Source organism: Streptomyces sp. 3-6, assembly GCF_056323165.1.
Genome location: NZ_JBWHZP010000001.1, coordinates 45646 through 59008, shown reverse-complemented (window position 1 = coordinate 59008; position 13363 = coordinate 45646). Strand labels below are relative to the sequence as shown.

The window sequence follows — 13363 nt, the reverse complement described above, 5'->3', positions numbered from 1 at the left end:
GGCAGCGCGCCGTGAAACTCACCGTGGTCGGCGGAGGCTCGACCTACACCCCCGAACTCGTCGACGGGTTCGCCCGGTTGAGGGAGACCCTCCCCGTCACCGAACTGGTCCTCGTCGACCCGGCCACCGACCGCCTGGAGCCGGTCGGCGCCCTGTCCCGCCGCATCCTCGCCCGCCACGGGCACCCCGGCACCGTCACCACCACCACCGACCTGGAGGCGGCCGTCGACGGCGCCGACGCCGTGCTGCTGCAACTGCGGGTGGGCGGGCAGGCGGCCAGGATGCGGGACGAGACGTGGCCGCTGGAGTGCGGCTGCGTGGGCCAGGAGACCACCGGGGCGGGTGGCCTCGCCAAGGCGCTGCGCACCGTGCCGGTCGTCCTGGACATCGCCGACCGGGTCCGCCGGGCCAACCCGGACGCCTGGATCATCGACTTCACCAACCCCGTGGGCATCGTCACCCGCGCGCTGCTGCGCGCCGGCCACAAGGCGGTCGGGCTCTGCAACGTGGCCATCGGGCTCCAGCGGAAGTTCGCCGCCCACCTGGGCACCGACCCCGGCCTGCTCCACCTGGAGCACGTGGGCCTGAACCATCTCACCTGGGAGTTCGGCGTGCGCCTCGGCGGCCCGGAGGGCGAGGACGTGCTGCCCCGGCTGCTGGCCGGGCACGGCGACGCGATCGCCGAGGACCTCCGGCTGCCCCCCGCCCTGCTGCACCGGCTGGGCGTGGTCCCCTCCTACTACCTGCGCTACTACTACGCCCACGACGAGGTGGTGCGGGAGCAGCGCACCGGGCCCTCCCGCGCGGCCGAGGTGGCCGACATGGAACGCCGCCTGCTCGCCCTCTACGCCGACCCGGCCCTCGACGAGAAACCGGACCTGCTGGCCCGGCGCGGCGGCGCCTACTACTCGGAGGCCGCGGTGGACCTGGCGGCCGCTCTGCTGGGCGGCGCGGGCAGCCCCTACCAGGCCGTCAACACCTTCAACGAGGGCACGCTCCCCTTCCTGCCCGACGACGCGGTGATCGAGGTGCAGGCGGCGGTGGGTCCGAAGGGGCCGGTGCCGCTGCCGGTGCCGCCCGTGGACCCGCTGTTCGCGGGCCTGATGGCCGGAGTCACCGCGTACGAGGAACTCGCCCTCCAGGCCGCCCTCGACGGCTCCCGGGACCGGGTCTTCCGCGCGCTCCTCGCCCACCCGCTGGTCGGGCAGTACGCCCGCGCCGAGCGGCTCACCGACGACCTGATCGCCCACAACCGGGAGCACCTGGCGTGGGCGTGAACGCGGGCGCCCGGACCGGCGCGGACGGGGACGCCGTGGTCGGCCGCCCGGGTGCGGACGCCCGGGCCGACGCGCGGGGAGACGTCCCGGCCGGCGCGCGGGGAGACGTCCGGGCCCCCCCTCCTCGCCGTCGACGCCGGCAACAGCAAGACGGACGTGGCCGTCCTGACCGGTGGCGGGGAGGTGCTGGCCACGGCCCGGGGCGGCGGGTTCCGTCCGCCCGCCGTGGGCGTGACCACCGCCGTGGACGCGCTCGCCGGGACGGTCGGGCGGGCCCTCGCCGCGGCGGGCGTACGCGCGGTGGCCCACGTCTCGGCCTGCCTGGCCAACGCCGATCTCCCGGTGGAGGAGGAGCGGTTGACGGCCGCGCTGCGGGAACGGGCGTGGGGCGACTCCGTCGAGGTCCGCAACGACACCTTCGCGGTGCTGCGCGCCGGGGTCACCGAACCCCGGGGCGTGGCCGTGGTGTGCGGCGCGGGGATCAACTGCGTCGGCATGCTGCCCGACGGCCGCACCGCCCGCTTCCCGGCGCTGGGGCGCATCTCCGGTGACTGGGGCGGTGGTTGGGGGCTGGCGGAGGAGGCGCTGTGGTGCGCGGCGCGGGCCCACGACGGCCGCGGCGCCCCCACCGTGCTGGCGGACGCCCTGCCCGCCCACTTCGGTCTGGCCGGCATGCCGGAGCTCATCGAGGCCCTGCACCTCGGGGATCTGCCCCCCGCGCGGCGGCACGAGGTGACGCCCGTGCTGTTCAGCGCGGCGGCCGGCGGTGACGCCGTCGCGGGGGCCCTCGTCGACCGGCAGGCGGACGAGGTGGTGGCGATGGCGACCGTGGCCCTGGACCGGCTCGGTCTCCTCGGCGAGGAGGCGCCCGTCGTCCTCGGGGGCAGCGTGCTGGCCGCCCGGCACCCCCGGCTCGACGACCGGGTCCACGCGCTGCTCGCCGACCGCGCCCCGAAGGCGGTCCCCCGGGTCGTCACCGCGCCCCCGGTCCTGGGCGCCGCCCTCCTGGCCCTGGACCGGCTCGCCGCCCCGCCCTCGGCCGGGCGGCGTCTGCGGGCGCACTACGGGGCGTAGGGGCGCCGGGGCGTGCGGAGCAGGGGGCGCGTGCGCGGCGCGGTGGGGGCGTACGGGGGTGGGAGCGCACGGCCAGGGGAGCACCACGGGAAGGGACACCGGGACGCGGACGCCGGGGGCCGGACGCCGGATGCCGGATGCCGGATGCCGGATGCCGGATGCCGCCGAGGGTTTCCGTCTCCGTGCGGCGTGTCGCGGGAACCACGGCGCGTTCCCGGACGTGTTTCCGAGGAGGGGAGAAAAGGACCGCGGCCGGGCCGGGGTTCCGGGGGAACCGGGCAACAGCGCTGCGATCACATCAAGATCGCGTCACACCCGGTGCGGATGACGGCCCCGGCAGCGATACTGGCCCGCGACGGATGACCAGGGGGAGGTCAGCAGTGACACCGAGGCCGGACAGCGGCACGGCGCCGCCGGGCACGTCGCTGCCCGCCGTACCCTCCCCGCCCCCGTCCGGCCCGCCCGCGCCCGGCCTGCCCGCCGTCCCCGGTCAGCCTCGGCCCCCGGGCGGTGTCCGGCCCCGCCCCGCGCCCCCGCCGCCGGCCGTCCGGCGCTCCGCGTTCGCCGAGGGCGCCGAGCGCCTGCGCAGGGCCGCCACCACCGAGCCGGGCCGGCTGCGCATCATCGGCGCCGTACTGGCCGCCCTGGTCCTCGCCTTCGGCGCGGTCTCGGCGTGGCAGATGACCGAGCGGGCCGCCGCCGCGGACGACGTCCTGCACCGCAGTCAGCCGCTCAGTTCGGACGCCGCCGACATCTACCGCTCGCTCGCCGACGCCAACACCGCGGCCTCCAGCGGCTTCCTGGCGGGCGGGCAGGAGACCGCCGCCACCCGCGAGCGCTACGAGCGGGACATCCGCACGGCCGCGGCCAAGCTGGTCAACGCGGCGGCCAACTCCGACCCCGACTCCCCGTCGGCCGCCACCATCACCGAGCTCAACCGCCTGCTGCCCGAGTACAAGGGCCTGGTGGAGCGCGCCCGCACCTACAACCGCCAGGGCTACCCCGTGGGCGGTGCCTACCTGCGGTACGCGAACGAGAAGATGCAGAAGGAGATGCTCCCGGCCGCGGAGGACCTGTACCGCACGGAGAACCAGCGGCTGCGGGCCGACTACGCGGAGGCGACCCCCTACCCGTGGGCGGCGATCGCCCTCGGCGTGGTCACGCTGTCGGCGCTCGCCTGGGCCCAGCACCGCACCTACCGGCGCACCAACCGCCTGCTCAACCACGGCCTGGTGGCGGCCACGGCGACCGCTTCGGTGATCCTGCTGTGGCTGGCCGTCGGCCACACCCTGGCCCGCTCGGGCCTCCACGACTCCCGCGACCACGGCGTCCGTTCGCTCGAAGTGCTGCACGACGCCCGCATCGCCTCCCTGAAGGCCCGCGGCAACGAGAACCTCACGCTGGTGGCCCGCGGCGCCGAGACGCGCAAGGTGGGCGACGACACCGTCGACGCCTACGACCACGACTTCGGGCGCGAGATGGACGCCCTCGGCAAGGGGCTCGCGCACGCGCGGCGTCTCGCGGACGACGACGCCGGGGCCCGGCCGGTCACGGCGGCCCTCGCCGACATGCAGGAGTGGAAGAAGCGGCACGGGGCCGCCCGCGAGCAGGACGAGAACGGCAACTACCAGCAGGCCCTGGACATGGTCATCGGTGCCGAGGGCGCGACCGGCGAGTGCTTCGACGGCGTCGACGAGCAGTTGGCCGCCGCGCTCGCGCACGAGGAGTCGCAGTTCGCGCGGGCGGCCGGTGACGGCCGGGACGCGTTGACGGGGCTGCCCGCGGGCGCGGCGGTGCTCGCCGTGCTGGGGGCCGCCGGTGCGGTCCTGGGCATCGGACGCAGGCTGTCGGAGTACCGGTGAGAGGGGGCGCGATGCGTACCGCGCAGCGGGTGCGGTCCGGGCTGAGGGGCTGGGGCGGGGTCGGCGCGATGGCGACGGCCTGCGTCGTCGCGCTGGTCTTCGCACTGCTGCTGACCTGCACCGGTTCCGTCGCGCACCGGCCGGCCCGGTCCGGGGCGCCGGCCGGCCCGGCCGGCGGCGGGGTGGCCGGGGCGGAGCAGGCCGTGGCAGCCGAGGACTGCGCGGACCCGGAGAAGCAGACCCTGGCCCCCTCGGGCGACGACGGCCCCACCATCGAGGCGATCAAGAACCGCCCGGGCGAGAAGCGCAAGCTCGTCGTCGGCATCGACCAGAACAGCTACCGCTGGGGGTACCGGGACGCCAACGGCCCGGACAGCGCCCGGCTGGAGGGCTTCGACATCGACCTGGTGCACCGGATAGCCGAGGACATACTCGGCGACCCGGACGCCGTGCAGTTCAAGGCGATCCCCACCGACCAGCGCATACCGGCGATCCAGGACGGCCGCGTGGACATGGTGGTGCGGACGATGACCATCACCTGCGACCGCATCCGCGACGTCGCCTTCTCCGCGCCGTACTTCCGGACCGGGCAGCAGGTCCTGGCCCCCAAGTCCTCGCCGGTGAAGGGGTACTCCGCACTCGCCGACCGCAAGATCTGCACGGCGGCGGGTTCCACGGCGTACGCGAAGCTGGCGGCGGACAAGGAAGCGGGCCTGCTCCCGCGGTCCGCGGACATCGGCACCACGGTCCCCAACCAGCTCGACTGCCTGGTCCGGTTGCAGCTCGGCGAGGTCGACGCGGTGGTCACCGACGCGGCCCTCGCGGCGAGTCAGGCCGCCCAGGACCCGACGGTCGAGCTCAAGGGTGACGCCTTCACGACCGAGTATTACGGCGTGGCGATGAAGAAGGACGCGGACGACCTGGTGCGCCGGGTCAACCGGATCCTGGTGGACTTCCGCGAGGACACCGGGGGATGGCAGAAGTCCTACGACACATGGTTGTCGGCGACACTGGGCGGGGATTCATCGAAGTCGGAGCCCCCGGCACCGGCGTACCTGCGCACGGACTGAGGGCCCCGGACCGGCAGCGGCCCACGACGGACCCGCCCGCCCGGACCACCGCACCGACGCGCCCGACCGCACCGACCGCACGACGAGAGCCACCGCCCGACGAGAACGCCCCGCCGCACGACCCGACGACGACCGCCCGAGCACGACGGCCTCGACGACCGCCAGGCAACGAACAACCGACGACCGACAACCGACGACCGACAACCGCCCGGACCGACCTGCCCAGGGCCCGGCACAGCCACGAGACGGACCCGCACGCCGACACGGACCCGCACGACACGACGACCCGCACGACGAGACGGGCCTCACGACGAGGCCGCGCACGACCGGCCCCGGTCGGCCCGACCCGGCCGGCCGGCCACCAGCCACGACCGACCCGCAGCGAAAGGTGATCGATGGGCGACTCGGAGTCCGCCGGACCGGTGCTGGACCGGGACGAGGTGGACCGTGCGCTGGCCCGGCTCGGCGCGGAGCACGAGGCGATCGAGACCTCGCTCCTCGCCCTGCAGGACCATGCGGGCAGACGGCTCCTGGAGGGCGCCCGGCTCACCGGTGTGACCGCGGAGCGCTGGGCGGCCACCGAGGCGGCGATCACGCTGCTGTGGACGTACTTCGACGCCTACACGGACGCCCTGCGCACCGCCCGCGACATCCGGGCCCGCCGCCGCTGGTCCAGCCGCGAGGACCTGGTGGACCTCACCCACCTGCTGCGCGGCGAGTGCGTGACGCTCGCCGGGTCGGCCGCGGCCGTCGCGGGCGCCCCCGCGCCGTCCGCCGGGGCCGGGAGCGGGGTGCTGAGCGAGCGCTATTCGCTCGCCGCACTCGTGGACCGGATGAACGAGCTGTACGCGTCCTCCCTGGACACCGTGGTCACGGCGGACGCCGTCTGGTCGGCGCTGCCCGCCCGGATCGACCTGCTGGCCGCCGAACTGGGCCGCACCCGCAAGCTGGCGCACTCCGTAGGCGTGCGCCCCGGTGAGCACCCGGCGGGCGACGACCTGGAGCGGATCACCCGCACCCTGACCCGGCTGCGCGAGCAGGTGGTCTCGGACCCGCTGGCGTTCTGGACACCCGCGGAGGGCAGTTCCGCCCCCGGCGGGGGCCGGCCGGACACCACGGTCTACGACCGCGAGGCGCGCGCCCTGGAGGACGTGCGGCGGGAGATCGACGCGGTCCTGACGGTGCGCCAGGACGCCGAGAAGCGCATCGTGCGGCTGCGGGACGTGCTGTCCCGCGCCGACCGCACGCTGGCCGAGGCGCGCACCGCGCGCGGCGAGGTGCTGGCGAAGATCGCGGCGACGGAGGTGCCGGTGGTCAGCGGCCCGCCGACCGCGCTCCAGGAGCAGTTGTCGACGGCCGCCGAGTACCGGCGGCACGCGCAGTGGCACCGCCTGTCGCCGCTGCTGGAGTCGCTGGAGCAGAAGGCCGAGGACGAACTGCTGCGCGCCCGCGAGTCGTTGACCGCGGTGACCGCGCCGCTCGCGGTCCGCGCCGAGCTGCGCGGGCGGCTGGACGCGTACCGGGCGAAGGTCGCCCGGCACGGCCTGGCGGAGGACCCGCTGCTGGTCGAACGGTACGAGAAGGCGCGCCGGATGCTGTGGAGCGCGCCCTGCGACCTGCGCGCCGCCGAGCAGGCGGTGCTGCGCTACCAGCAGGCCGCGGCGGAGCTGTTCGCCACGGTTCCCCGGGTGCCGGACCAGGCGGGCCCCGGGCGCGGGGTGCCCGAGGACCGGACGGGGCCGGGCGCATGAGGGACACGGGGGAGGCGGCGTCGTGAGCGAGGCGCGGAACGAGGAGGGCACCGGGGTGCCGAACGGAGGGCCCGGCGGCTGTCAGCGGCCCGACTGCGGGGGCGCGTACGAGGACGTCGGCGGCGGCGAACTGTACTGCGACACCTGCGGTCTGGCCCCGGTGGTGTCACCGACCGGCTCGGTCGCCTCGCCCCCGACCGGCGTCACCGTCGGCGGCCGGGAGCCGCGGGGCACGTCCGGCAGCGGCGGCGCGGGCGGCGGCAGCGCCGGGGCGGCCGGCCCGTCCTCCCGCCCGTCGCACTCCTCCCGTTCCTCCCACTCCTCCCGCTCGTCGCGCTCGTCCCGCGCCTCGCAGTCGTCGAGGTCCCGGCGCTCGGTGTCGGGGCGGCTGTCGCGGTCGCTGTCCGGGCGGCCCTCGGCCCGTTCGGTGTCGGTGCGCAGTTCGGGGTCCGGGGCGGCGTCCTCCGGCCGGAGCCGGCTGGGCGCGGGCCTGGTGCAGGTGCCGCCGATCCCGCGCCCCGACCCGCGGGCGATGGTGCTGGACCGTGCCGAGGTGCCCGAACGCAAGCGGTTCTGCTCGCGGGCCGACTGCGGCGCCCCGGTCGGCCGGGCGCGCGGCGACCGGCCGGGCCGCACGGAGGGGTTCTGCACCAAGTGCGGCCACCCGTACTCGTTCGTGCCGAAGCTGTCGGCCGGGGACGTGGTGCACGGCCAGTACGAGGTCGTCGGCTGCCTGGCGCACGGCGGCCTGGGCTGGATCTACCTCGCCGTCGACCGGGCCGTCTCCGACCGGTGGGTGGTCCTCAAGGGCCTGCTGGACACCGGCGACCAGGACGCGATGGCGGCGGCGATCTCCGAACGGCGGTTCCTCGCCGAGATCGAGCACGCCAACATCGTGCGGATCTACAACTTCGTGGAGCACCTGGACCAGCGCACCGGCTCCCTCGACGGCTACATCGTCATGGAGTACGTGGGCGGCAAGTCGCTCAAGGAGATCGCCAACGCCCGCCGCACCCCGCAGGGCCGGCGGGACCCGCTGCCGGTGGAGCAGGCGTGCGCGTACGGCATCGAGGCGCTGGAGGCGCTCGGGCACCTGCACAGCCGCAACCTGCTGTACTGCGACTTCAAGGTCGACAACGCGATCCAGACCGAGGACGAGCTGAAGCTGATCGACATGGGCGCGGTGCGCCGCATGGACGACGACGAGTCGGCCATCTACGGCACCATCGGCTACCAGGCCCCCGAAGTCGCCGAGGTGGGCCCCTCGGTGGCGTCCGACCTGTACACCGTGGCGCGGACGCTCGCCGTGCTCACCTTCGACTTCCAGGGCTACACCACCGTCTTCACCGACTCCCTGCCCGACCCCGACACCATCGAGGTGTTCCGGCGGTACGAGTCGTTCTACCGCTTCCTGGTGCGCGCCACCGACCCGGACCCGGACCGCAGGTTCGCCTCCGCCCAGGAGATGGGCGAGCAGTTGACGGGTGTCCTGCGCGAGGTGGTGTCGCTGCAGACGGGCCGCGCCCGGCCGGCGCTCTCCACCCTGTTCGGGCCCGAACTGCGGGTGACGGACACCGAGTTGTTCCCGGCGCTCGACGGAGACGTGTCCCGGCTCGGCGCACGCGCGCCCCGGCCTCGACGCGTGCCCCGGCAGCGCGGCCGGCCCGCCGCCCCGGCCGCGGCCCCACCGGCCGCCCTGTCCCCCGCTCTCGTCAGACCCCTCGACACGGTCGCCGCCGGGCTGGCGCTGCCGGTCCCGCTGGTCGACCCGGGCGACCCCAACGCCGGTTTCCTGGCCGGTCTGTCGGCGTCCGCGCCCGGTGACCTGCTGCACGCGCTCGCCGCCGCGCCCGCGCCGTCCACCGAGACCCGGCTGCGGGAGGTCCGGGCGCGGCTGGAGACGGGCGACGCGCCGGCCGCGCTGGCGGTCCTGGGCGCCCTGGAGGAAGGGGACCCGGACGACTGGCGGGTGGTCTGGTACCGGGGCGTGACGGCCCTGGCGACCGGCGACCACGAGGGCGCCGCCCTCGCCTTCGACGCGATCTACGACGCCTTCCCGGGCGAGATCGCGCCCAAGCTGGCCCTCGGGCTGTGCGCGGAGGTACTGGGGCAGCTCGACAACGCCGCCGAGTACTACCGCCTGGTGTGGTCGACCGACCCGAGTCATGTGAGCGCGGCGTTCGGTCTCGCGCGGGTGCGGCTCGCGGCCGGTGACCGGCGCGGTGCGGTGGGGGCGTTGGAGTCGGTTCCGGAGTCGTCGATCCACTACACCGCGGCCCGGGTGGCGGCCGTACGCGCCCGGCTGCGGGGGCGGACGGCGGCCGAGGGCGACGTGCCGTTCCGGGACGACCTGTCGGCCGCGGCCGGGCAGGTCGAGGCCCTGGAGGCGTACGGGCTGGATCCGGCGCGCCGGGAGCAGTTGGCGGCCGAGGTCCTCGGTTGTGCCCTGGACTGGGTACTCTCCGGGGGCCGGGGTTCCGCTCCGGCTCCGGTGCCGGCCGCGGCCGGGACCGGCACACCGGACCGCGGCGCCGCCGGGGGACGGACACTGCTCGGCAGCGGGCTGGACGAGCGGGGCCTGCGTTTCGGTCTGGAGCGTGCGTACCGCACGCTGGCCCGGCTGGCGCGCAGTGGTGAGGAGAGGATCGACCTGGTGGAACGTGCCAACCGTTACCGCCCCCGGACGTGGGTGTAGTTCATGTCGCAGATGCCCCAGCAGGCCGCTTCGCCGACGTGCCCGAGCTGCGAGGAGCCCGTCGAGCCGGGTGATCGTTTCTGCGGTGCGTGCGGACACGACCTGTCCGCGGTTCCCGCCCGCCCGGCCGACCATCCGACGATCGCCATGAACGGCGCCGGCGCCGCCGCGCGGCCGACGGCGCGGCACGGCTACCCCCCGGCCCCGGCGGCACCGCCCGCCCCGGCGGCGCCCCCGGCCCGGCCCGGGGTTCCGCCGACGGCCGGACCGGTTCCGCCGCCGGCCGCCGCGAACGGCGTCCAGGTGCCCGGCGGGGCGCGGACGCCGGGAGCCGCACCGGTGCCCCCGCCGCCCCCACCGCCCGCGGCACCGCCCGCCCCACCGGCGGCGGCGCCGGCACCGGCACCGGCACCCACGGTTCCGGCTCCAGCTCCGCCGGTCGCACCCCCGTCGGCCGGTCCGGCGGCGACTCCCCCGGCCCACCCGGCTCACCAGCCCCATCCGGCCCACCCCTCTCACCCGGCCGAGGCCGCCCACGCCGGCCCGGAGGCCCCGGCCCCGGCGCCTGTCCCCGCCCCCGCCCCCGCCCAGGAGGCGGCTGCCCCGGCGGCGTCCGGGGTGCGCTTCGACCGGCGGGCCCAGGCGTCGTCCTGGGAGACGGCTCCGGCGGCCGGCCCCGAGCGGACACCCGGAACAACGATGTCCGGAGCGACGGCGTCCGGGGCACCAGGGACGCCAGGAACAGCAGGGACGCCCGGAGCAGCAGGGACGCCCGCAGCGACAGGCGCACCCGGAGCGGCGGGAGCCGCCTGGGAGGGGACCCCGCCCGAAGAGGCCGGAACCGCCCAGTCCGGCCGCGCGCCCGGCGGGAGCGACCCCGCCCGGGACGGCGGCGACTCCCGGGCGCCCCACGACGCCCCGGCCGCCCGTGAGCCGCGGCCGTCCGGTACGGCGCAGGCACCGTCCGGCGCCGTACCCGGCGGTGACGCGCACCGGCCCGGCCCGCCCGACGACTACCCCCTGCAGGCCCCGGACCCGCGGGTGGCGACGGAGCCCGCCCCGGCCGCCGGAGCCGCGGTCTGCGTGGCCTGCCGCGCGGGCCGGGTGGACGACGACGGCTACTGCGAGAACTGCGGTCACGCCCAGCCGCGCGAACGGGACCACATGGAACAGGAATGCGGCCCGGTCGCCGCGGTCAGCGACCGCGGCCTGCGCCACCACCGCAACGAGGACGCCTTCGCCGTCGGCACCACCACGCTGCCCGACGGCTCGCCGGCGTCGGTCGCCATCGTCTGCGACGGCGTCTCCTCGGCCACCCGCCCCGACGAGGCGTCCCTCGCCGCGTCCCGGACGGCCGGGGACGTGCTGCTCGCCGCCCTGCCGCGCGGGACGCACCCGCAGCAGGCGATGCACGAGGCGATCCTCGCCGCCGCCGACGCGGTCAACGCGCTCGCCGACGAGCCCGCCGCGGGCCACGAACGCGGCCCGCACCAGAACGCCCCCGCCTGCACCCTCGTCGGCGCGGTCGTCACCGACGGTCTGCTGGTCGTCGGCTGGGTCGGCGACAGCCGCGTCTACTGGGTGCCGGTGGACCGCTCCGCGCCCCCGGCCCGGCTCACCGAGGACGACTCCTGGGCCGCGCAGATGGTCGCCGCCGGTCTGATGGGCGAGGCCGAGGCGTACGCCGACCAGCGGGCCCACGCGATCACCGGCTGGCTGGGCGCCGACGCCTACGAGGTGGAGCCGCACACCGCGTCCTTCAAACCGGACCGGCCCGGAGTGGTCGTGGTCTGCACGGACGGACTGTGGAACTACGCCGAGTCGGCCGAGGACATGGCGCGGGTGGTCCCCCCGGACGCCGCCGTCCGCCCGCTGCACGCGGCCCAGGTACTGGTCGGGCACGCCCTCGACGGCGGGGGCCACGACAACGTAACAGTGGCGCTCGTGCCGTTCCCGGCCGTCCCGCAGGGGGCAGGATCGGCCTGAGGCCCGAGCACGGGAAGAGGGCGGAGCGAGTACGGGAAGAAGAGGCAAGGGACGGCGCGGCGGCGACGGGCGCGGCGACCGGAGGAGTACCGGCGGCCTCCCGCGGGGAAGCCTCAACGGCCGGAGGGGACCGGTCCGTCGGGCCGTCGCCGTCCCGCGCCACAGGGGCATCGGGGCAACGGGGCATCGGAGGGGGATCGCAGCAGGCATGGCCAACTTCGCGAAATCGAACGTGCCGCAGTTCTCGCTGGACGTGTACCAGAACGAGTACCTGCCGGAGGGCGGCACCGAGGTCAACGCCGTCGTCACGGTGACCGCGACCGGCGGCGGGACCATCGGCAGCGCGGTGTCCGCCCCGCACGTCTACGCGCCCGGTGAGGGACCGTCGGCGGCCGTCGTCCTGATGGTCGACTGCTCCGGCTCGATGGACTACCCGCCGACGAAGATGCGCAACGCGCGCGACGCCACGGCCGCCGCGATCGACGCGCTGCGCGACGGCGTGCACTTCGCGGTGGTCGGCGGCACGCACGTGGCCAAGGAGGTCTACCCGGGCGCCGGGCGGCTCGCCGTCGCCGACGCGACCACCCGGGCGCAGGCCAAACAGGCGCTGCGCGCGCTGAGCGCGGGGGGCGGCACGGCCATCGGCACCTGGCTGCGGCTGGCCGACCGGCTGCTGGCGTCGGCGGACGTGGCGATCCGGCACGGCATCCTGCTCACCGACGGGCGCAACGAGCACGAGTCGCCCGAGGACCTGCGGGCCGCCCTGGAGGCGTGCGCGGGCCGCTTCACCTGTGACGCCCGCGGGGTGGGCACCGACTGGGAAGTGAAAGAAGTCACAGCGGTCGCCTCCGCCCTGCTCGGCAGCGCCGACATCGTCGCCGATCCGGCCGGTCTGGCCGAGGACTTCACGCGCATGATGGAGACGGCGATGGGCAAGGAGGTCGCCGACGTCGCGCTGCGGCTGTGGACCCCGGCCGGGACGACTGTGAGATTCGTCAAGCAGGTCGCGCCGAGCGTCGAGGACCTCACCGGCCGCCGCACCGAGGCGGGCCCGCGCGCGGGCGACTACCCGTTGGGGTCCTGGGGCGACGAGTCCCGCGACTACCACCTGTGCGTCGAGGTCCCGCCCGCGGACCTCGGCCGGGAGATGCTCGCGGCCCGTCTGTCCCTGGTGATTCCCGGACCGCCGGGCCCCGGCGGCGACGGCGCGGGCGCCGCCGAGCGCCTCGGCGCGCAGGGTCTGGTGCGCGCCGTGTGGACGGACGACCTGGCCGCCTCGACGGCCATCAACCCCCAGGTCGCCCACTACACGGGACAGGCCGAACTGGCACAGGTCATCCGACAGGGACTGGATCTGCGCAAAGCGGGAGACAACGACGGAGCGACGGCCAAACTGGGCCGTGCCGTGCAGCTCGCGAGTGCCTCGGGCAACGCCGATACTGCGAAACTGCTTGCGAAGGTGGTGGACGTGGTCGATGCCGCGACCGGTACTGTGCGACTGAAGACGAAGGTCGAGGAGGCCGACGAGATGACTCTCGAGACCCGGTCCACCAAGACCGTCCGTGTGAAGAAGTGACCACAGCCAGACGAGCCTGACCCCTCGGGGTCGGAGAAATCCGGCCGCCCCGGCCGGACAGGGAGAGGGAGA

8 protein-coding genes are annotated in these 13363 nt (G+C 75.9%); all 8 read left to right on the top strand.

Translation table 11 applies throughout. From position 1 onward, the window contains the following. Positions 1 to 11: 11 nt before the first annotated feature. The 8 genes from AC02VZ_RS00225 to AC02VZ_RS00190 all read left to right on the top strand — a co-directional run bounded on the left by AC02VZ_RS00225 (position 12) and on the right by AC02VZ_RS00190 (position 13291). Complete coding sequence (locus AC02VZ_RS00225) at positions 12 to 1277, top strand: 6-phospho-beta-glucosidase (protein WP_476474183.1); 1266 nt, start codon at positions 12 to 14, stop codon at positions 1275 to 1277. Positions 1278 to 1328: 51 nt separating this feature from the next. Next, a complete protein-coding gene (locus AC02VZ_RS00220; RefSeq protein WP_476474182.1) occupies positions 1329 to 2351 on the top strand; it encodes an N-acetylglucosamine kinase in 1023 nt (340 codons plus the stop codon). 380 nt (positions 2352 to 2731) lie between these two features. After that, entirely contained in the window at positions 2732 to 4213 is a 1482-nt protein-coding gene (locus AC02VZ_RS00215; RefSeq protein ID WP_432055420.1) for a hypothetical protein, read from the top strand. Between the two features lie 11 nt (positions 4214 to 4224). Then, on the top strand, positions 4225 to 5283 hold the full coding sequence (locus AC02VZ_RS00210) for a glutamate ABC transporter substrate-binding protein (RefSeq protein WP_476474181.1): 1059 nt from the start codon (positions 4225 to 4227) through the stop codon (positions 5281 to 5283). A gap of 395 nt (positions 5284 to 5678) precedes the next feature. After that, the gene (locus AC02VZ_RS00205) at positions 5679 to 7034 is read left to right on the top strand and encodes a coiled-coil domain-containing protein (protein ID WP_432055422.1); all 1356 of its coding nucleotides are present in this window, start codon (positions 5679 to 5681) and stop codon (positions 7032 to 7034) included. 22 nt (positions 7035 to 7056) lie between these two features. Continuing rightward, entirely contained in the window at positions 7057 to 9729 is a 2673-nt protein-coding gene (locus AC02VZ_RS00200) for a serine/threonine-protein kinase (protein WP_476474180.1), read from the top strand. Positions 9730 to 10347: 618 nt separating this feature from the next. Beyond that, on the top strand, positions 10348 to 11715 hold the full coding sequence (locus AC02VZ_RS00195) for a PP2C family protein-serine/threonine phosphatase (protein WP_476474179.1): 1368 nt from the start codon (positions 10348 to 10350) through the stop codon (positions 11713 to 11715). A 208-nt stretch (positions 11716 to 11923) separates the two neighbouring features. Next, complete coding sequence (locus AC02VZ_RS00190; RefSeq protein WP_476474178.1) at positions 11924 to 13291, top strand: vWA domain-containing protein; 1368 nt, start codon at positions 11924 to 11926, stop codon at positions 13289 to 13291. Positions 13292 to 13363 lie beyond the last annotated feature (72 nt).

Excerpts from the sequence above, each read along its gene's own strand:
- AC02VZ_RS00210 (WP_476474181.1), top strand. The coding sequence starts at position 4,225 with ATGCGTACCGCGCAGCGGGTGCGGTCCGGGCTGAGGGGCTGGGGCGGG.
- AC02VZ_RS00205 (WP_432055422.1), top strand. The coding sequence starts at position 5,679 with ATGGGCGACTCGGAGTCCGCCGGACCGGTGCTGGACCGGGACGAGGTG.
- AC02VZ_RS00190 (WP_476474178.1), top strand. The coding sequence starts at position 11,924 with ATGGCCAACTTCGCGAAATCGAACGTGCCGCAGTTCTCGCTGGACGTG.